This is a genomic window from Janthinobacterium sp. SUN026, assembly GCF_030397625.1.
In the GTDB taxonomy this organism is placed as follows: Bacteria; Pseudomonadota; Gammaproteobacteria; order Burkholderiales; family Burkholderiaceae_D; genus Janthinobacterium; species Janthinobacterium kumbetense.
On sequence record NZ_JAPQNU010000002.1, the window covers coordinates 374,656 to 393,214 of the forward strand.

Sequence of the window (18,559 nt, forward strand, 5' to 3'; positions counted from 1 at the left end):
ACTCCTTTGCTATGCCGCATGCAGCGGCAGGATCACGCGAAACGTCGTGCCCACTTGCGGCTCGCTGCGCACTTCCAGGCTGCCGCCCACTTCGCGCAGGTATTCGCGGCTTTCGAACACGCCGATGCCCATGCCCGCCGTCTTGGTCGTGTCGAACGGTGTAAATAGACGTTCGCGGATGAACTGTTCGCTCATGCCCTGCCCCGTATCGTCGAGCTCGACGACGGCCGTATGCTGCACGCGCCGCAAGCGCACGGCCACCTTGCCGTCGCTGGCCGTGGCCTCGATGGCGTTCTGGATCAAATGGCCCAGCACCCGCTCCAGCCGCGCGCGGTTGGCCAGCACCGTCAGTTCGCCATCGACGATTTCCAGGCACGGGGCCGGCGCCAGGCTGGCCTTGGCCGCCACGGCCTGGCGCAACAAGCCGTCCAGCAGCAGCGGCGCCGGTGCTTCCGGCGCTTCGCCGCGCGCCAGTTTCTGCAGCAGGGTCTTCATTTTCTGCACGGAATGGTCCAAAGTGCCCAGCATGTCTTCCTGGAAGGCGGGATTGGCGCGGTGCTTCTCGGCATTGCTCAGTAGCAGCGACAGCTGGAACACCAAATTCTTGAGATCGTGCACGATGAAGGTGGACATGCGGTTGAACGAGTCGAACTGGCGCGCCACCGTCAGGGTAGCGAGCGATTCGCGGTGCGCCAGGTAGCTGGCGGCCTGGCTGCCGGCAATTTTCAGCACGTCGCGGATTTCCCAGTTCAGGCCGATACGCGTGCGGGGCCGCGCCAGCGCGACAAAGGCGAACAGCTGGCCATGCAGCATCAAGGGCACCAGCAGCCACACGTCGGGCAGCGCCAGCAGCGCGGGCGGCAACGGCAAGCCGCCGTACTGGTCCGGATTCTGCACCCAGTCGGGCACGTCGATCACCCATTGTCTTGCTTCCAGGAACTGGCACAGGGGGCCGGACGCCGGCTCGCTCCACGTGCCCGGCGGCCAGTTCCAGCTGGCGGCCGGCGCGAACCGGTCCTGCTCGCGCAAGATCCACAGCGCGCCGGCGCGGCTTTCCACCAGCTGCGCCATGGCCTGTATCGTGCGTTCGCCCAGGTCAGGCCCGTCTTCGGACAGCGCGCGCGTAAACCGCAGCCACTCCTCGCGATAATCGAAGATGGCATTGTAGAAATGCTTGTTGATCGTCACCTTCAGCTTGGCGCGCAAGCTGCCGGAAAACAGCACGCCCGCCAGCAGCAAGGCCGCGCCGCCCAGGTAGGCCATTTGCATCAAGGAACCCCAGGTGCCGCCGAAGTAGCGCAAATAGTAGGCGCTGGCCGCCATGGCCAGCAAATAGATGGCCGAGCCCAGCAAGGCGGCCGAGCGGTACAGCATCTGGCGCGACACGGACAAACCCAGCGCCCAGCCGGGATTGCGCGCGGCCGAGACGGCCAGCAGGGGTGCGCACAGGGCGTCGACGATGCCGCGCGCGGCCCAGATGTCGTCGTTGACCGCGCGAAACAGCAAGGCGTCGCTGTACAGGTAGAAATCGTAGGCGAACAGGCCACCGACACCCAGGCACGCAAACTTGATGCCCCAGCGTTTCAAGGGCGGCGTATTGCGGTACCACTGTTCCACCAGCAACATGCCCAGCACGGCCAGCAGCAAACGGCAGACACTGGCGATGAGTCGCGCCGGCAAAGGCAGCGCCAGCCAGGACGAGGCCATGGACAGCAGCCAGGGCGCCAGCGCCGTGAGGGCGATGCCGGCCAGCACCAGGCGCAAACGGGACCGCGCCGGTTCGATCAGCAGCAGCAGGAACACCAGCCAGGCCAGGGTGCGCAGCAGTTCCAGCGCATCGCCGGCCAGCGCCGTGCGCTGTCCCAGCAGCACCAGCACGACCGTGCCCGTCGCCCAGCCGCCCGTCGCCAGGCAGGCGACCAGCAAGGCGCGCACGTTTTGCCGCGCGCGCCAGTTGCTGATCAGTAGCAGAGCCAGCACGAAGAAGGCCAGCGACGCCAGGCCGTGGCTGAGGGCCGCCGCATCGGCCGCCGCCAGCCAGTCCGACTGCGCCCGCATCATCGGCTGCCCTTGCCAAACAGCACCACCTGCACCGTGTCGAGCAAGATCAGCAAGTCGAGGAACAGGCTATTGTTTTTCACATAATACAGATCGTATTGCAGTTTTTTGACGGCATCGTCGACGGAGGCGCCATATTGATAGCGCACCTGCGCCAGGCCCGTGATGCCCGGCTTGATGCTGTGACGAATGTTGTAGTACGGTACCTGCTGCTTCAATTGCTCGACAAAGTAGGCGCGCTCGGGCCGCGGCCCTACGAAACTCATCTCGCCGCGAAACACATTGAGCATCTGCGGCAACTCGTCGATACGCAGCTTGCGGATCAGCTTGCCCACGCGCGTGATGCGCGCATCGTTGTCCAGCGCCCAGATGGGCTTGCCATCGCGCTCCGCGTCGCAGCGCATGCTGCGAAATTTCAGCACATTGAAGGGCAAGCCGTCGCGCCCCACCCGCTCTTGCTGGTAAAACACGGGGCCGCCGTCTTCCAGGCGGATGCACACGGCCGTCGCCAGCATCACGGGCAACGCCGCCAGGCAGATGACGCCGCTGGCGGCCAGGTCGAACAACCGCTTCGAGGCGGCGCGGAAAAAACTCTGGTCGAAGCCGCCGCCATAGATCAGATAGCTCGGTTGCAAGGAATCGATGCGGATCTGGCACGCTTCGCGCTCGAAGAACGTGGCCGCGTCGATCACTTTCACGCCGCCCAGCGCGCATTCCAGTAGTTGCTTGGCAGGAAATGCACCATTGCGCCGGTCGCTGACGGAAACGACGATTTCATGCGCCGCATGGCGCTGAGCCATGGCCAGCAGCGACGGTTCCGCCGGCAGCAAGGCCGAAGCCGGCACGCAGCATTGCTCGCCAGCCACGTCGATGCAGCCGACGACGGTAAACTGGTGGAAACCGATCTTGCTCGCCGCCAACTCCATGCATTCGCGCGCCAGCGCCCCGCCACCCACCAGGATCAGCCGGCCTTCCATCAGCGCCGACTGCGAGGATTTGAACACCACCAGGCGCGCCAGCAGCACGCCGATGGCGCCCAGGCCGAAGATCAGCACGCTGCCGCGCCCGAAATGCAAGGAAGGAATAAAGCGGATCAAGACGCTGAGCACGGCAAAACCCAGCGCGAACGACGGCAGGATGCGCAGCAGGGTGTTGCGGATGCCTTCGCGCGAGCGGTGCTGGTACATGCCCAGCGCGCTCATGCTGAAAACGATGACCAGGGCAAAGATCGAGGACGACAAATACACCTCGCTCGCCCGCACGAGGCGGCTGCCATCCGCCAGCCACAGCAGCGACGTCAGGGTGGCCGACAGCAGCAGGATCAGGATTTCCAGCAACAGCAAGATAAACGCTGTTTTCGAGACGTAATGGCTGAAGATGCGGATCATGGGGCCTCCTGCGGCAAAGGCGACACGCCGCGCACAAGGCGGCCTGCTGCTCTCCTGCCATCATGGCGAACTGTTCCACGAAGACATTGATACGCCACAAGCTACGGCCCCAGCTATCTTTCACTGGCAGAATTTATCTCAACACATTACCGATTGATGTGAAATGGACTATAGTATGCTTCCCCTGAAAAAAGATAAATGTCATGAAATTTGATGTAGCGATTGTCGGCAGTGGCCTGGCGGGTTTATCGGTTGCACTGCATTTAGCTGAGACGCGCACCGTCGCGATCATTTCCAAACGCGCGCTGCTCGATGGCGCCAGCAACTGGGCGCAAGGCGGGATCGCGGCCGTGCTGGACTCGGGCGACAGCCACCAGCAGCACATCGAAGACACCCTGATCGCGGGCGGCGGCCTGTGCGACGAGAGCGCCACGCGCTACATCGTCGAGCACGGCCGCGAAGCCATCGAATGGCTGATCGAGCAAGGCGTGCCGTTTACGCGCGACGCCACGGCCGAGCTGGGTTTCCACCTGACCCGCGAAGGCGGACACAGCCAGCGCCGCATCATCCACGCGGCCGATGCCACCGGGCACGCCGTGCAAGTGACCCTGGAAGAAAAGGTGCGCGCCCACCCGAACATCAGCCTGTTCGAACACCATTGCGCCATCGACCTGATCACTTCCGACAAGCTGGGCATGAAACCCGCCCAGCGCAACGCGCAACCGCATTGCCACGGCCTGTACGTACAGGATGAGCAAACGGGGAAAGTCCTCACCTTTGCTGCCGAGCACACCGTGCTGGCCACGGGCGGCGCCGGCAAGGTGTATTTATATACCACCAACCCGGACACGGCCAGCGGCGACGGCATCGCCATGGCCTGGCGCGCCGGCTGCCGCGTGTCGAACATGGAATTCATCCAGTTCCACCCCACTTGCCTGTACCACCCATACGCGAAATCCTTCCTGATCACCGAAGCCATCCGTGGCGAAGGGGGCTTGCTGAAGCTGCCGCCCGAAGCGGGCGCGGCGGCTGGCACGCGCTTCATGCTGGCGCACGACGAGCGGGCCGAACTGGCGCCGCGCGACGTCGTGGCGCGCGCCATCGACTTCGAGATCAAGAAACGGGGTCTCGATTACGTGCACCTGGACATCAGCCACAAGCCGGCCGAATTCCTCATCGAACACTTCCCCACCATCTACGCGCGCTGCCTGGAACTGGGCATCGACATCACCAAGCAGCCTATCCCCATCGTGCCCGCCGCCCACTACACGTGCGGCGGCGTCGTGACGGATTTGTCCGGCCGCGCCGACCTGCCGGGCCTGTACGCCGTGGGCGAGACGGCGTGCACGGGCTTGCATGGCGCGAACCGCCTGGCGAGCAATTCCTTGCTGGAATGCATCGTCATCGGCCGCGCCTGCGCGCAGGATATCGAAAGCAAGGAAAAACTGGGCACGCCATACCTGCCCGACTGGGATGAAAGCCGCGTCACGGATGCGGATGAGGAAGTGGTGATTTCCCACAACTGGGACGAGCTGCGCCGCTTCATGTGGAATTACGTGGGCATCGTGCGCACGACCAAGCGCCTGGAGCGGGCCCAGCACCGCATCGCCCTGCTGAAGGAAGAAATCGACGAGTACTACCGCAACTTCCGCATCACCCACGATTTGCTGGAATTGCGCAACCTGGTCGACGTGGCCTCGATGATCGTCAACAGCGCCCTGTCCCGCCGCGAAAGCCGCGGCCTGCACTTCAGCCGCGATTATCCGGAAACGTTACCGAAGGCGATAGCGAGTGTGCTGACGCCGCCGCACCGCTAACCGCGGCTGGAATGCGCGCCGGACTGGTACCGGCGCGCATTATTCTTCCGGCATCTCAAACTCGATCCCATCCTCCGTGTACGACATCTTGGCCGACTCGCCCGTGCATGCGCCCTGCGGCTCGTCCGCCACATAGCGGCATTCGCTTTCCACGCTGCCATCTTCCCGCCAGTGCCGGGTCCAGCCCTGGCGCTCGCCATCCACGTACTCGATCAACTGCCTCGGCTTGCCATCGGCATACCAGGAACGCAAGGCGCCCTCCTCGCGGCCGCCCGCGTTCCATAGTTTGTGCACGATCAATACGCCGGCCCGGCTGAAGCGTTGTTCGCTGCGCAACACAAAGTGATCGATGTGCGTGCGCTTGCTGGCGACTTTACCGTCCGGGTAATATTCGACGCTCTCGCCGACAGGCTTGCCGTCCACGTAGTTGGCAGTGCGCTGCACCTTGCCATCCGGAAAATATCCGATGCTGGGGCCCGTCATGACGCCGTTGTCATGCTGGCTGCGGCTTTCCACGGCGCCGTCCGGATAGAACCGCAGCAATTCGCCATCCGTCCTGCCCTTGACCTGGGTCGTGCGCGTTTTCAGCTTGCCGTCCTCGTCAAACGTTTCCATCACACCATCGGCGCGTGCGCCGTTGCGGTAGGTGCGCGACGCGATCTGCTTGCCATTCTGGTGAAAAGTCTGCTCCTCCCCGTCCTGCACGCCATTGCGCCACGTAATACGCATGGAAACCTTGCCGTCCGGGTAATACAGAGTCTGCACACCCTCCTGCACGCCGCGCCCATCCCGCTCCATCTGCATCTCGACTTGTCCATGCGGGTAATACATGCTGTAGTTGCCCACCAGCTTGCCGCGCAGGTAATCGGGAGCGTTGACGTGGCCAATCAGCCGCTTCGGTTCGCCTTCGCGCACATGATAGATTGCGACTTGCCAGGTGCCGGGCGTCTTGCCGGGCGGCAGCGGCAGGACCAGCGCATAGCGCGCCTCTTCCATCACCTCGCCGCGCGACAGGTTGTGGTTCAGGTAGAGCCGCGCCTTGCCGTCGGCACAGTGCGCATCGCAGCCGCGCAGCATGTGGATGACGGGAATGGCCTCGGCCTTGGTCCGCTCGGGCGCCGGGCAGGCGCGCAAACGCACGAGCAAGGGATTCCTGTCGCGTATCATGTTGGCCAGCTCGGCCTTCATGACGCCATACTGTTCCTCGTTCAGTCCGACCGACGCCGCATCCATGCGCAGCTGCCTGCCGCCGCAGCCCGTGTCCTCGTCCACGGTCAGGATATCGCCGCCGCCGGGCGCGGCCGTGATCGCCGTGACCACTTGCCGCTGCACGATCTCGGCATGGGCCAGCGCCGGCAACAGCAGCATGGCGCCAAGCAGGCGTTTCAATTCAGTGCGCGCCATGCTTGCTCCTTTCATAATGTTTCCGGAGATGGCTGCGCCACTCCGCATTTGCCCTGGGCCTTGCCGGCCACGTACAGGCATTCGCTTTTCACGCTGCCATCGTCATGCCATGCGCGGATCGTCCCCTGCAGGCGCTCCTGTGGATCCCACGCTTCTTCAAGGATCAGCACGCCCTGCTCATTGAAGCTGCGGGCGCTGCGCCGCTTGCCGTCATCGCCGTATGTGAGCTTGCTGGCCAGTTTTCCATTCGGGTGATATTCTAGAGCATCGCCGGTGGCCTTATCATTGACTCGCGTGACCGTGCTGCGTACGCTGCCATCGGGATAGTATTCGGTGCACAGGCCGTTGAGCATGCCATCGCCGGCCTGCGCGCGGCTGGCAACCTTGCCATCAGGGAAAAAGGTAATGATTTCACCGTCCAGCTTGCCGTTCCGCAAGGTTTGGCGCGCAACCAGATTGCCATCCTCGTCAAACGCCTCGAACGGCCCGTCGACCTGCATGCCGTCGCGGTAGGTGAACGCTTCCAAAAGCTTCCCCGTAGCATGAAACGTTTCATGCACGCCCTCTTGCAGACCGTGACGCCATGCACCGCGTGTTTCCGGGAGACCATCGGGATAGAAGCTGCTGCTCAAGCCATCCTTGCGGCCCTGCGCATCCAGTCCCACCTGCTTTTCGATCTTGCCATCGTCGTAATAGGCGGTATAGCCGCCCACCGGCTTGCCCGACACAAAATCGGCCGCATCGAACTGGGCCGACATGCGCGGTTTCTGCTCATCCACTGCGTGAACAATCTCCACCTGCCACGCACCGGATAATTTTCCTGGCGGAAGGGGCAACACCAGCATATAAGGTGCCAGCCGTTTTTCTTGCGGGACCAGATGTTCATCCAGGTACAGGCGCGCCTTGCCGTCGGCGCAAGCACCGGGCTGGCAAGCCGACAGCTTGCGCACCAGCGGAAGGGCCGCATCGCCCGTCGCGCCCACCACCGGGCACCGGGCCAATGTGACGAGCATCGGCGTCTTGTCGCGGATACGCCTGGCCAGCGTGGCCCTCAACGCCGCATACGCGTCCCCCTTCGCCAGCTCCCCTTCCTCCATGCGCAGCTGCCTGCCGCCGCAGCCCGTGTCCTCGTCCACGGTCAGGATATCGCCGCCGCCGGGTGCGGCCGTGATCGCCGTGACCACTTGCCGCTGCACGATTTCCGCATGGACCAGCGCCGGCAACAGCAGCATGGCGCCAAACAAATGTTTCAAAGTGCGCGCCATGCTTGCTCCTTGCGCTGCAGTTCGGGCGCTGGCGGCGCTTCGCCGCAGTCACCCTGGGCCTTGCCGGCCAGATACTGGCACTCGCCCTTCAAGCTGCCATCCTCGTGCCAGCTGCGGCTCCAGCCGTCGCGCCGGTCGTTCACGTACTCGATGGCTTGCTCGGGCTTGCCATTTTCATACCACGAGCGCGACGTGCCCTGCTCGCGCAATTGCGCATCCCACCGTCTTTCCAGTACCAGCACGCCCTGGGGGCTGTAGCGCCGGACGCTCAGCAGCCCGCCTTCGTCGCCATATTGCTGGCGGGATTGCACCTTGCCGTCGGGATAGAACTCCAGCGCCTCCCCTACGGGCAAATCGTTGACCTGCGTCATGGTGGCGCGCACGGCGCCATCGGGATAGTATTCCGCGCTGCGGCCATTGAACTTGCCCTTGCTCACTTGCGTGCGGCCGGCTACTTTTCCATCCGGGAAATACGAGAGCAGTTCGCCTTCCATGCGGCCATCGCGCAGCACGTAACTGGTGCTCAGCTTGCCATTCGCGTCAAACGTCTGCACAGGGCCGTCCACGCGCTGTCCGTTGCGGTACACGCTGGCCTCGCGCAGCTGGCCCGTGGCGTGATATTGCTGGTGCGTGCCTTCCGGCAAACCATGGCGCCAGTTGCCACGCGATTCCAGGCTGCCATCCGCACGATACAGGCTGGTGACGCCATCCTGCCGTCCCTGCCCATCCTGCGCCACCTGTTTCTCGATCTTTCCATCCGGGTAATACGTGACATAGCCGCCTACCAGCTCGCCCTGCGCATAGTCGGCGCGGTTGACCTGGCCCGACAGGCGCAGCTTGCCGCCCGCCACGCTGACAATCTCCACCTTCCACGTGCGCGGCAGCTTGCCTTTCGGCAAGGGCAACAGCAGCACGTTGGGCGCGTTTTCCTGCTCGATGGGGTAGAAACGCTCGTGCAGGTACAGTCGCGCCCGGCCATCGGCACAGGCGGCCGGCGTGCAGGCGGCGATCTGGCGCACGATGGGCACGCTCGCATCCTCCGGGCATTTTTTCACGGTGACGAGCATGGGCGTCCTGGCGCGCATGCGTTCAGCCAGCCGGACTTTCAGCGCCTCGTACGGCGCCTCGTCGAGGTTCACCGAGCGCGCATCCATGCGTATCTGCTTGCCGCCGCAGGCCGTCGTGCCGGCAATAGTGAACACATCGCCGCCTTCGCTATCCGGCTCGCTGGCCATCGCCGTCACCACCAGACGCTGCACGATTTCCGCCTGCGCCATGGCTGAATACAGCAAGGAAGCGCCCAGCACGGCGCATATCGTCTTGATTTTCATGCTATTCCTCTAATTTTCCGCCGTGACGGCTATACCGCCCGGCACGAAGCTGACCCGGCCATCGCGGTAACGCACCAGCACCACCACCTTGACATCCATCAATTGACCGTGCTGCACGGCCGGCAGATAGGTCCAGCGCTGCACGCTATCGAGCAGCGCCTTGTTGAGCATGGGTTCCATCGGCAATTCCGCTGTCGCAAGCGTCAGGCTGCCGTCGGCGGCAATCGACAGGATCAAGCGGTTTTCGCCCGTCGCGTGCTTTGCATCAAGCACGCCGTAGTCGACCGTCGTCATCGTCTCGCGCTGCACGCCGCCGACCTGGTCACGCAGCGGCGGCATGGCCTGGAGTTTTTGCGCCAGCAGCGCGCCATCGGCCAGCGTCTTGTCCCAGCGTTTCTGGTAGGCGCCCGGTTGCGCCAGGCGCAACACCCGGGCGGTCAGGTCCATGCGCTGCATCGTGCGCGCGACGCCATTGTCGGCCGGCTCGCCCGGGTCGGCCGGCAAGGCGTTCTGCACGGCATAACGGTAAGCCGTCAGGCGCGCCAGCGCCACCAGATTGACGGCGTCGCGCTCGTCGCCGCCGCGCAGCTGTGCAGCAGCCGCGATGCCCAGCCAGGCCGTGCCATCGGTCGGGCGCGCCCACACGGCTTGCTCGAAGTACTGGCGCGCCGCCTGCGGTTCGTTCACGCTCAGGTGCATGCGGCCCATGGCCGCCGCCACCAGATGGTCGCGCGGGTTGGCTTGCAGCAGATCAAGATAGTTGGCGACCAGCGCCGGCTGATAGCCGGGCACCCAGCCCAGGCCTTCCAGCAACGAAGCGCGCAGCTGTGCCTGCGTGCGGTCGCCGCCGTAGCCGGACTGCTTTTCTTCGCCGGCCCGGTACAGCAGTTGCAAGCCGCGCGTGACGGCGTCATCGTCGCCCTTGCTGACGGCTTGCGACAGGCTGCGCACGGCCTTGCGCGCATCGGACGGCTGGAAACCTGCCGCCTTGCGCGGGCGCCAGCGAAATACTTCCAGGCCGGCCGCCTGGTCGGCTTGCGCCTGCAAGTTGGCCTTGTCCTTGACTTCATCGGACGACGAGGTCCAGGCCGTAAAGCCGATCAGGAACAGCACGATCAAGAGCACCACCACGGCCCAGCCCTTGCCCGTGATGCCGCCGCCCGCGTTGCCCGCCACATTGCCGGCCACATTGCCGGCCACATTGCCGGCCCAATTCGCAGCGGGAATGGCGACGGGCGCCTGCCCCGGCGCCGTGCGGCGCGCGCTGCGCTGCTGCGGCGGCTGTTGCAATTGCATCTGCTGCGCCTGCACGGACGCTTGCGCGGCCGCACCGATGACCTTGTCGCGCGCGCAGGCCGCGCAGCCCAGGCCCGCAAAATGCTGGTGTTCGGGATGCGCGGTACACACGACGAGCTTGCCCCCGCTGCGCTGCGCATAGCCGCGCAGCAACTGCGCCCAGTCGGCCGCCGCGGGCCGCTGGGGTTTCGGCGACTGGGAAAACGCGCGGTCGAACATGGCCCGCAATTCGGGCGGCATCAGCGCATGGCCGCTGGTGGCGTTCGGCGCCAGCTGCTTGTGGCGCTTCACGCCATATGCATAGCATCCGTCGCGGATGCGCCCGGGAATATCGGTCGCCACTTGCGCATTGCCGGGCCGCCCGCTGTACGGGTGGATGCCGAAGTTGAGCAACTGAAAGATGATGACGGCCAGAGCGAAGCGGTCTTGCGCCATTTCCGTGCCCGGCGGCATGCCCTTGCGCTGGAATTCCGGCGCCAGGTAGTCGGCCGTGAATTGCTCGGCAGGAAATCGCTCCGCATGGCCCTGGATGCTGAAACCGTCGCAATCGAGCATGGCGATGTACAGCGAATCGCGGTAAAAGCGCAGGTTCACGGGTTTCAGATCGACCACGTAATGCTGCTGCTGGTGCAGCGCATCGATGACGGCGGCCAGGTTGGCGGCCAGGGTCAGCTTGGGACCGAGTCCCGTGGGCAAGCCTGCCGCGCGCGCTTGCCGCTCCTGCATGATCTGTTCCAGCTCGGCCGTCTGCGCCATGTCCAGCAAGGGCATGACGAAACCGGCAAAGCCGCCCTGGCCATCGAACACGGCCGCTTGCGGCCAGGCGATCTGGACGTAGCGCTTGCCGTTTTCCACTTGATCGGGCAGCTCGGGCGACAATTCCAGCATCGCTTCGAGCTTGCGCCGGTTGGCGGCCCGGTCCAGGTGCGGGTGGTACAGCTTGGCAACCTGCGCGGGTGCGCCGGGCAGCAGGTACACGCTGCCCGCGCCGCCGCTCTTGACGAGTTTGCCCAAGATCAAACTGCGGACTTTATCCAGCCAAATTTTTCCACCCGGACTCAGGCCGGGTGTCACGCCTTGCTTCCGGCTCATGCGCGCAAGGCCAGCAGCAGGGTCTTGTCGTCGCCCGTGATCTGGTGCGTGCGCGGGTCGGCCAGGGTGGACGCCAGCGCCGTATTGCCCAGTTCGATACTTGCGACCGTGCGCAGATAGCCTTGCACGGCATCCATGAACGGCGCGTACAGGCCACCATTGTTCTTGCTCATGGCAAAGGGCATGCAGCCATCCGACATCAGCACCACGCCGCGCGCGGACCGGGGAATCGGCAACAGGCGCAGCTGTTCGCGCCAGCGCTCGCCCGACAGAAAATAGGTTTCGTTGGCGTATTCGCCGTTGGCGGGCAACGAGATCAGTTCTCCGCCATCGCCCAGTTGCGCCACGCCCAGGCCGTCGCCCAGGTGGAAGAAGAAGCCAGCATCTTGCCCCATGACCACGCCGATGACGGTGGCAGCGTAGTCGTCGAGGGTGGCGTTGGCGGCGCGGGCGATGTCGTCCAGGGCGGCGCGGATCTGCGCCAGGGTGGCCGCCAGCGCGCCGTCATGCAAATCCTGCACGGTGGCGCCCTGCTCCAGCCGTCCGGCCAGCGCTTGCACGGTTTGCGTTGCGACAAACTGCGCGCCCTGCTCACTGAGCCTGGCCGAACCGGCGCCATCGCAGACGATGGCGACCAGCACGCCATTCACGACGGCGTGCGCGTGCGCATCCTGGCAAGCGATGTCTTTATCCAGGTGCGCCTTGCCCGTGACGGAGGCGCCGAACACGCGCCAGATATTCTGTACTGCAGTCATGGATCAGCGGGCTTTCACGTATTCACGACCGACCAGCCGTCCGTCGAGGCCAGCTGGGCCTGCGCACCGGGACGCGATTGCGACACCACTTGCATGCTGGCGCTCAGCCACAGGAACAGTTCGCGGAACTGCAAGCCTTTCAGCTGCTTCACGCCCCGTTCGCCACGGCTGGAGAATTCGCCCAGGGAATCGATATTCGCATGGTCGCCCACGGCGATGGGGAAGATCGCCACTTTATTCGCCTGCTCGGCCGCGCGCGCCTGTTCGGCGCCATGCTGCCAGCGGTCCGTCGGTTCGCCGTCGGACATCAAAAACAGCCACGGCCGCGTGTACGCCACGCCTGCCTGGCGGAAACGCTGCTTTTCCTGCTCGATTTCCGCCAGCGCCAGCTCCACGGCCGCGCCGGTCGGCGTGGTGCCGTTCGCTTCAAGACGAGGCGCCGTGAAATCCATGGCGTCGCACCAGTTGCTGGCGACGACCGCCTCGTCGTGCGCGCCATACTGAATCACCAGGATGCGCACGCGCTTGGCGGCGATCACGTCGGATTTGAGTTCCTGTTCCAGCAAGGCCAGGCCTTCGTTGAGCAGCGAGACGGGTTCGCCATCCATGCTGCCGGAGCAGTCCAGCACGAGCACCAGCGGCGTGCGTTGTTCGGTATTGTCGACCAGGGCGACGTCGGGGATCATTATGGAAGTCATGTAATTTTGATAGAGTTGCGAAATAGCTTAGGGCCGAAGCTTACCCTATGGATATGTTTTCCATGCGTCCGATTGCTTCAGATTTCACCATGCGGCATCAAACACCTGACAAAACCTCTGGCTTGCAATAAAAATAACAAGCTCGTACACTGCGCCATTCTGCTCCGACTCTGGCGGCCATCCATTTACTGACGTTTTGGAAAAATTATGCAACTGCACCCTGAAATGGACTATGTCGGCTTTTGGCCGCGCGTTGGCGCGACGTTGATCGACACCTTTCTCTTGCTGATTTTTATCATACCGATGTTGATTGCCATATATGGCGAAAGCTACTTTTTGACCGATTCCTTTTTCCGTGGCCCGGCCCACTTCATGATTTCATGTGTCATGCCGCCACTGATTCAATTGGGGTTTTGGATGACCCTGTCTACAACTCCTGGCAAGATGGCCATCGGCGCGATCATTGTCGATGCGAAAACGGGCGGCAAACCGTCTGCCAGCCAGTGTGTCAAACGTTGTCTCAGTGCTTACCTGTCGGCACTGCCGTTTTACCTGGGATTCCTTTGGGTCGCCAGGGACCCGCGCAAGCAGGGATGGCACGACAAGATCGCTGGTACGGTTGTGATACGGCGCAAGACAACGGCAGTGCCGGCCACCCTGCAATAAGCAAACTGGATGATGATACCGATCGCCAGCCTGGAAGAGCTGGAAGAATTCCTGGGAGAAAAACTGGACCAGTTCGATGCTGGGCCGCCGATCGCCCATCCGGGGCTGCGGCTGTCGCAGGTGTGCAGGCAGGTGGCGCTGGACATCCGCAACGGCAACGCCACTGCCGTGCGCGTCGCCGTCCTGATATTGACAAAGGATCCTGGCATGCCCTTTGGCAAGCTCCTCAAGAGCGGTTTCGCCAGGGCGTTAAGGCAACGTGCCGACCTGCTGTCCGAGATGCAACGACGTGGCTTGATCGCGAAAACCGTTGCGTTGCTGGAACTCGAATTCTGTCCGCGAGAAACGGAAGATTATTGCAAATTAATCAAAAAATTTGATCCGGGCGAGTTGCTCGCGAGGATAGGGGATGTCCGCGTCACGGACGCGAAATCGCGCATGTTGCTGCAAAGCCTGATAGCCGACGGTGCGCGACGTACAGCCGCAAGTTAGCAGCACTATTCCCAGATGATTTCCAAGGGCACGCCCGGCTCCAGCTCCGCCTCCTTGCCGGAAAGCGGATATTTTCGATGCCCCAGCGAGTATTTGGTCACGAAGACCTTGTAGCTGCCATCGTGAAGAAAATGCACGACGAACCGGCCCGCATCGGCGGGAGCATACTTCGGCACCGGCACGGTTTGCTCCACGCGGATATCCTTGCCGTTCTTGATGGTATGCATGACGATATTTGCCGTCATTCCCGCTTGCCACACGCGGGGAATGGACAGGCAGCACGTCAATCCGCCGCCGCCCTGGCCCGCGTCCAGATAGCCCGCCCCCGCAGTGGCGCCGTTCTGCAAGGTCACCTCATAGCTTCCCACCCCGTGATCGGTATGGTTGTAGCCGCTCAAATTCACCGTCAGTTCCCGGCTTTCCTTGCCCTGCGCGGCATGCGGCAAGGCCGTGAACAGCCACAGGAAGCCGATCAGCACCGCTTTCCTCGAAAAAAGATTCTTGAGCATGGGATACCCTCGGCAATCGCGTATGAATGACGCTGTCAATTCTGCATTGTTGTCGCGCCTCGACGATTGCCTATTTTGCCGCCTGCGCATCCCACAACGGCGTGCCCGCCTCCCAGACGGTATTCGGCAAGGCGTGCAAAGCGTCGTAAAAGGCGTCCAGCGAGGCGGGCGGATTTTTCATCAGGGTCACGAACTGCGGCTGTTCCATCGCCTTGCCCGACGTGTAGAGCGCCAGCAGCACATATTGCGTCTGCCGGTCGAGGTCATCGATTCCCGCATCGAGCGCGCGCTGCTGGTATTTGGCAACGAAGGCATTGAGCACGCGCGGCGGCGTGTCATTCGTTTCATCCGTGATCACGCGCCGCAGATGGCTGACCAGGTTGGCGGTATCGGCAGGCTTGACCTTGACCTGCCGCGCACCGCTGGAGGCTTGCGGCGCCGCCTTGTCGGCAGCCTGCGCCATGGGGTTGCCACCGATAAACGCCAGCGCCGCGCACAGGACCAGCGCCGGGAACGTCGTCGGGTAAGGCTTGCTTGGTTGCATAAGAACTTTCGCTAAGTGAGTGGCATGCGACTCCCGCCCCATACCTGGAGTTTATATTTTTGACAATTTTTTATTGTATCGGGGAATTTTTTATCCAGGAGCACGATTGCATCGGCAGCGCCGCATTGCGGTGGCGCCACGTATGTACTATCTTGATAGTTGCCCAGGACAGAAGGCAGCGACCCGCCCCTCCTCACAAAGGTGGGGCGGATCGCTGCGCAACACCGCCCTTACCCAGTTCCGCACCTGCACGCCTGCGGCACACTGATGTAATCAGGATTGGGGGCAAGCATGCACACAGGGACAGTCACCGCGGATGTGGGCAAACTGATCGGCGCCATGTACGACTCGGCCTGCGGCACGGGCGACTGGCCGCAGCTCGACAACGCTGGACTGAACGGCCAGCAATGGCAGGAACTCCTGCCGCATCTGCAACGCGCGCTGTGCCTGCAGCAACGCTTGCGCGAGGCGCAACTGGCCAGCCACTGCGCGCTGGCGGCGCTCGATGCCATGGGCGCGGCCGTGCTGGTGCTCGATGGCAACCTCGCCTTGCGTTTCGCCACCCCCGCCGGACACGCCCTGCATGCGGCGCAACTGGAACACGCGGCCCCGCCCGCCCTGGTGCGCGCCGTGCGCCTGGTGATCGCCAGCGCCGGTGGCGCTACGCAATGCCAGTCGCTGCGCCTGCCGCGCAAGCAGCAAGCGCCGCTGGCCCTGACCGTCACCCCGCTTGCCGATTGCCAGCCCACCTGCGCCCTGCTGATCGCCCGCGACCCCACGAAAACGTGCACGTCCGTCCCTGCCTTGCGCCAACTGTTTGACTTGACGCAAGCCGAGGCGCAAGTGGGCAAGGCGCTGGCGCAGGGGGCCACCATCGAAGAAATCGCCGCGCAGGGCGGCATCAGCGTCAACACCGTCAAGACGCACCTGCACCACGCCTATTTAAAGACGGATACGCGGCGCCAGGGCGAGCTGATCGCCCTGATCCACGGCGCCACGGCGCACCTGGCCGTACTCGATGCATGAGGCCGTGTCATCCGATCGGATGATGCGCGCTGCATATTGCCTGCCTACACTGGCAAGACCGGCAGCCCGCGCCTTGCCAGTGTGACAGCAGCGCTTGCGGACCAGCCGGTGCGGTTTCCCTGTCACCCACATCAACATCGCCGCGCCGGCAGCGGGACGGCACCACAGTTCAAGGATGGGTAAAAAAATGAAAACATGGATCTTGGCCGGCACCCTGGGCGTCTGCGCCCTGCTGGCAAATGCGCAAACACTCCCCGACAGCCAGACCGTCGTCGTTCCCGGCGGACGCATGCACACGATCGAATTGCCGGCACACAGACATTTCATGAGTGCGGAAAGGTTTGCCCCGTTCCGCGGCGGCTATGAATTGTCGAACGGACAAGTGCTCTACCTGCGCAATGCGGGCAACATCGGCGCCATCATGTATGCGCGCATCGATGACCAGGAAGAACACCGCATCGTCGCCACCGGCAGCGACAGCTTCGTGGCGCTCGACCAGCAACTGGCCATGCGCATCGACTTGCGCGACGACGGCAGCGTGGGCGGCGAAGTGCTGATGCGGGTACCGGCCGAAAAACTGGCCAGCGGCGAGCTTGTGCCCGCCCATGTGCAAAGCATGAGCCTGGCATCGCGTTAGGGCGGCAAGCCGCATGCCGCATGGGTGACAGCCATGAGCAAACAGTATTCTGTGCAACAGCAAAACGCGCTGACCCAGGCCGCCATCAAGCAGACGGCGGCCTGGTGGCGCGCCCGTCCCCTGCCCGACGCCTTGCGCCAGTGCGCCGCCAGCCATGGCGTGGCGCTGGGCACGGCCCTCATGCTCGACCTGAAACTGGCCTGCCCCGGCATGCCCGCCGTGTACGGCAAGCTGCTGAGCGCCGATGGCCACTTCATTCATTTCGAGATGGACCTCGACGACGACTTGCGCCCCCTGCCCGGCAGCGTGGCGTGGGACGACATCAGCGCCGGCTACGACCTGGCCGCGCACAAACGGGGCACGGGCGTGGGCTATGGTGTGCTGTGCAAGAAAGTGTTGCAGGAATTGAATCGCGGCGCGTGCTAGCGGAACCGCCCTTGGCGCATGCTATGATCGGCGCCCCGTTCATGAGATAAATGGCAACGCTACATGCAGCATCCATTCGGCAACAACCCGATCCCGGCGCTGCTGCGCCGCGTCCTGCGCCTGCTGGCCTGGCCCTTGCTGGCCCTCGTCAGCGCCGCCTGCACCAGCACCACGCGCCATCCTGCCAGCGAGCCCACGCAAGTCATCCTGCGCTTTACCTTTGACGATGGCAAGCCGATGCGGCATGAAGATCACATGGTCATGGCGCGCCAGGAAACGTATATCAAGTACTGCAGCAAGATAGGCAGCACCAGTGTCTGCGATGTCGGCATCGATATACTGTATGCAAGCGCCGACGCGCCGCTCGATGCAACTGGCGAAGTGCGCGTCACCCTGCGTTCGACCGGCCCCATCGGCGACCTGCCGACCGAACGTTGCATCAATGGCAAGTCCTACCTCTTTAATTCCGGCGACTGGATACGCGGTCCGTTTCACCAAGGGCAGGTGATCGAGATCCGCTACAAGATAAGTCCATTGAAGATGGCATGCCCGAGGTCGGAGAGCGCGCCGCCGTGGTGGGACAAGGATTAAGCTAGCCAGCCGGGACCGGCTGGCTTGGCGCTTACTGCAGCTCGAACTCCGCCGGAGCCAAGCCCAGCTCGCGCGCGATCTTGCCGGCCACGCGCTGCTCGTTGGCATCGAAATTGCCGTCCGACGAGGCGACGGCGATGATCATGCGCACCAGCAGGCGCGACGCCTCCACATTCGACTTCATCTTGCCCAGCGCCTGATACGCCTTGGCTTCGCCGATATCCTTGTCGAACTCCAGCTGGCCGACATATTCCTGGAAAGCCTTGATCACATCCGTGGTGGTAAACACGGACAGCGCGTCATTGCTTTCAATAAACTTCACCATCTTCTGCTTCTCTTCCGCACTGACGCTGCCGTCCGCCATGGCGATCAGGGCCGAGCCCGCCATCGCGGCGTTCAGAAAATCCTTGTTCTTGTACTTCAGTGCCTCGGTTTTCAGTTCGCTGGCTTTGGTCTTCAGTTTGGACAGAAAGGAATCGAAACTCATGGTGTACCTCCGGTTTGGTTGGTGCATATCGAGCGGCAAGACATGCCGCCACCAGGGATAGTTGAGGGTGCAAGCTT

General features: G+C 63.4%; 18 protein-coding genes. 7 read left to right on the top strand and 11 right to left on the bottom strand.

The features are described 5' to 3' along the window. Nucleotides 1–9 precede the first annotated feature (9 nt). Entirely contained in the window at nucleotides 10–2,061 is a 2,052-nt protein-coding gene (gene prsK, locus OX459_RS11460) for an XrtA/PEP-CTERM system histidine kinase PrsK (RefSeq protein ID WP_289905104.1), read from the bottom strand. Further along, a complete protein-coding gene (locus OX459_RS11465) occupies nucleotides 2,058–3,446 on the bottom strand; it encodes a TIGR03013 family XrtA/PEP-CTERM system glycosyltransferase (RefSeq protein WP_289905105.1) in 1,389 nt (462 codons plus the stop codon). The genes prsK and OX459_RS11465 overlap by 4 nt, the downstream gene beginning before the upstream one ends. Nucleotides 3,447–3,649: 203 nt before the next feature. Between OX459_RS11465 and nadB the strand changes: the two genes are divergently transcribed. Beyond that, nucleotides 3,650–5,263 (top strand): L-aspartate oxidase, encoded by a 1,614-nt coding sequence (gene nadB / locus OX459_RS11470; protein WP_099664111.1) that lies wholly within the window; start codon nucleotides 3,650–3,652, stop codon nucleotides 5,261–5,263. Between the two features lie 39 nt (nucleotides 5,264–5,302). On the opposite strand, the gene OX459_RS11475 is transcribed toward nadB, so the two are convergent. The 6 genes from OX459_RS11475 to OX459_RS11500 all read right to left on the bottom strand — a co-directional run bounded on the left by OX459_RS11475 (nucleotide 5,303) and on the right by OX459_RS11500 (nucleotide 13,104). Continuing rightward, nucleotides 5,303–6,667, bottom strand: coding sequence for a toxin-antitoxin system YwqK family antitoxin (locus OX459_RS11475; protein WP_289905106.1), 1,365 nt, complete (start codon nucleotides 6,665–6,667; stop codon nucleotides 5,303–5,305). An 11-nt stretch (nucleotides 6,668–6,678) separates the two neighbouring features. Beyond that, nucleotides 6,679–7,932: a toxin-antitoxin system YwqK family antitoxin gene (locus OX459_RS11480; RefSeq protein ID WP_289905107.1), complete on the bottom strand. Its 1,254-nt coding sequence runs from the start codon at nucleotides 7,930–7,932 to the stop codon at nucleotides 6,679–6,681. Then, the gene (locus tag OX459_RS11485; protein WP_289905108.1) at nucleotides 7,917–9,263 is read right to left on the bottom strand and encodes a toxin-antitoxin system YwqK family antitoxin; all 1,347 of its coding nucleotides are present in this window, start codon (nucleotides 9,261–9,263) and stop codon (nucleotides 7,917–7,919) included. The genes OX459_RS11480 and OX459_RS11485 overlap by 16 nt, the downstream gene beginning before the upstream one ends. 9 nt (nucleotides 9,264–9,272) lie before the next feature. Beyond that, a complete protein-coding gene (locus OX459_RS11490; RefSeq protein ID WP_289905109.1) occupies nucleotides 9,273–11,573 on the bottom strand; it encodes a hypothetical protein in 2,301 nt (766 codons plus the stop codon). Nucleotides 11,574–11,647: 74 nt separating this feature from the next. Further along, the gene (locus OX459_RS11495) at nucleotides 11,648–12,406 is read right to left on the bottom strand and encodes a PP2C family serine/threonine-protein phosphatase (RefSeq protein WP_289905110.1); all 759 of its coding nucleotides are present in this window, start codon (nucleotides 12,404–12,406) and stop codon (nucleotides 11,648–11,650) included. 14 nt (nucleotides 12,407–12,420) lie between these two features. Beyond that, nucleotides 12,421–13,104 (bottom strand): VWA domain-containing protein, encoded by a 684-nt coding sequence (locus tag OX459_RS11500; protein WP_077404035.1) that lies wholly within the window; start codon nucleotides 13,102–13,104, stop codon nucleotides 12,421–12,423. Between the two features lie 207 nt (nucleotides 13,105–13,311). Here OX459_RS11500 and OX459_RS11505 point away from each other — a divergent pair, with 207 nt between their 5' ends. Both OX459_RS11505 and OX459_RS11510 read left to right on the top strand, forming a co-directional pair. Further along, the gene (locus tag OX459_RS11505) at nucleotides 13,312–13,770 is read left to right on the top strand and encodes an RDD family protein (protein ID WP_289905111.1); all 459 of its coding nucleotides are present in this window, start codon (nucleotides 13,312–13,314) and stop codon (nucleotides 13,768–13,770) included. 9 nt (nucleotides 13,771–13,779) lie between these two features. Continuing rightward, entirely contained in the window at nucleotides 13,780–14,262 is a 483-nt protein-coding gene (locus OX459_RS11510; RefSeq protein WP_289905112.1) for a hypothetical protein, read from the top strand. Between the two features lie 5 nt (nucleotides 14,263–14,267). Here the strand turns inward: OX459_RS11510 and OX459_RS11515 are convergent, their stop codons facing one another. Further along, nucleotides 14,268–14,771, bottom strand: coding sequence for a DUF3304 domain-containing protein (locus OX459_RS11515; protein ID WP_289905113.1), 504 nt, complete (start codon nucleotides 14,769–14,771; stop codon nucleotides 14,268–14,270). Nucleotides 14,772–14,841: 70 nt separating this feature from the next. Continuing rightward, entirely contained in the window at nucleotides 14,842–15,315 is a 474-nt protein-coding gene (locus tag OX459_RS11520; RefSeq protein WP_289905114.1) for a hypothetical protein, read from the bottom strand. Nucleotides 15,316–15,606: 291 nt separating this feature from the next. On the opposite strand from OX459_RS11520, the gene OX459_RS11525 reads away from it, so the two are divergent. The 4 genes from OX459_RS11525 (at nucleotide 15,607) to OX459_RS11540 (ending at nucleotide 17,995) form a co-directional block, all read left to right on the top strand. Next, nucleotides 15,607–16,341, top strand: a complete 735-nt coding sequence (locus OX459_RS11525; protein ID WP_289905115.1) for a helix-turn-helix transcriptional regulator — start codon at nucleotides 15,607–15,609, stop codon at nucleotides 16,339–16,341. Between the two features lie 187 nt (nucleotides 16,342–16,528). Further along, entirely contained in the window at nucleotides 16,529–16,978 is a 450-nt protein-coding gene (locus tag OX459_RS11530; RefSeq protein WP_289905116.1) for a hypothetical protein, read from the top strand. A 33-nt stretch (nucleotides 16,979–17,011) separates the two neighbouring features. After that, nucleotides 17,012–17,404, top strand: coding sequence for a hypothetical protein (locus tag OX459_RS11535; RefSeq protein ID WP_289898059.1), 393 nt, complete (start codon nucleotides 17,012–17,014; stop codon nucleotides 17,402–17,404). Nucleotides 17,405–17,467: 63 nt separating this feature from the next. Continuing rightward, nucleotides 17,468–17,995: a hypothetical protein gene (locus OX459_RS11540; RefSeq protein WP_289905117.1), complete on the top strand. Its 528-nt coding sequence runs from the start codon at nucleotides 17,468–17,470 to the stop codon at nucleotides 17,993–17,995. 31 nt (nucleotides 17,996–18,026) lie between these two features. On the opposite strand, the gene OX459_RS11545 is transcribed toward OX459_RS11540, so the two are convergent. Beyond that, entirely contained in the window at nucleotides 18,027–18,482 is a 456-nt protein-coding gene (locus tag OX459_RS11545; protein ID WP_289905118.1) for a tellurite resistance TerB family protein, read from the bottom strand. Nucleotides 18,483–18,559 lie beyond the last annotated feature (77 nt).

What these genes read in the sequence shown, in the direction of transcription:
- OX459_RS11530 (WP_289905116.1), top strand. Translation starts at nt 16,529, where the DNA reads ATGAAAACATGGATCTTGGCCGGCACCCTGGGCGTCTGCGCCCTGCTG.
- OX459_RS11535 (WP_289898059.1), top strand. Translation starts at nt 17,012, where the DNA reads ATGAGCAAACAGTATTCTGTGCAACAGCAAAACGCGCTGACCCAGGCC.
- OX459_RS11505 (WP_289905111.1), top strand. Translation starts at nt 13,312, where the DNA reads ATGCAACTGCACCCTGAAATGGACTATGTCGGCTTTTGGCCGCGCGTT.
- OX459_RS11475 (WP_289905106.1), bottom strand. Translation starts at nt 6,667, where the DNA reads ATGGCGCGCACTGAATTGAAACGCCTGCTTGGCGCCATGCTGCTGTTG.
- OX459_RS11500 (WP_077404035.1), bottom strand. Translation starts at nt 13,104, where the DNA reads ATGACTTCCATAATGATCCCCGACGTCGCCCTGGTCGACAATACCGAA.
- OX459_RS11480 (WP_289905107.1), bottom strand. Translation starts at nt 7,932, where the DNA reads ATGGCGCGCACTTTGAAACATTTGTTTGGCGCCATGCTGCTGTTGCCG.
- OX459_RS11540 (WP_289905117.1), top strand. Translation starts at nt 17,468, where the DNA reads ATGCAGCATCCATTCGGCAACAACCCGATCCCGGCGCTGCTGCGCCGC.
- OX459_RS11515 (WP_289905113.1), bottom strand. Translation starts at nt 14,771, where the DNA reads ATGCTCAAGAATCTTTTTTCGAGGAAAGCGGTGCTGATCGGCTTCCTG.
- OX459_RS11495 (WP_289905110.1), bottom strand. Translation starts at nt 12,406, where the DNA reads ATGACTGCAGTACAGAATATCTGGCGCGTGTTCGGCGCCTCCGTCACG.
- OX459_RS11545 (WP_289905118.1), bottom strand. Translation starts at nt 18,482, where the DNA reads ATGAGTTTCGATTCCTTTCTGTCCAAACTGAAGACCAAAGCCAGCGAA.
- nadB (WP_099664111.1), top strand. Translation starts at nt 3,650, where the DNA reads ATGAAATTTGATGTAGCGATTGTCGGCAGTGGCCTGGCGGGTTTATCG.
- OX459_RS11485 (WP_289905108.1), bottom strand. Translation starts at nt 9,263, where the DNA reads ATGAAAATCAAGACGATATGCGCCGTGCTGGGCGCTTCCTTGCTGTAT.
- prsK (WP_289905104.1), bottom strand. Translation starts at nt 2,061, where the DNA reads ATGATGCGGGCGCAGTCGGACTGGCTGGCGGCGGCCGATGCGGCGGCC.
- OX459_RS11525 (WP_289905115.1), top strand. Translation starts at nt 15,607, where the DNA reads ATGCACACAGGGACAGTCACCGCGGATGTGGGCAAACTGATCGGCGCC.
- OX459_RS11510 (WP_289905112.1), top strand. Translation starts at nt 13,780, where the DNA reads ATGATGATACCGATCGCCAGCCTGGAAGAGCTGGAAGAATTCCTGGGA.
- OX459_RS11465 (WP_289905105.1), bottom strand. Translation starts at nt 3,446, where the DNA reads ATGATCCGCATCTTCAGCCATTACGTCTCGAAAACAGCGTTTATCTTG.
- OX459_RS11520 (WP_289905114.1), bottom strand. Translation starts at nt 15,315, where the DNA reads ATGCAACCAAGCAAGCCTTACCCGACGACGTTCCCGGCGCTGGTCCTG.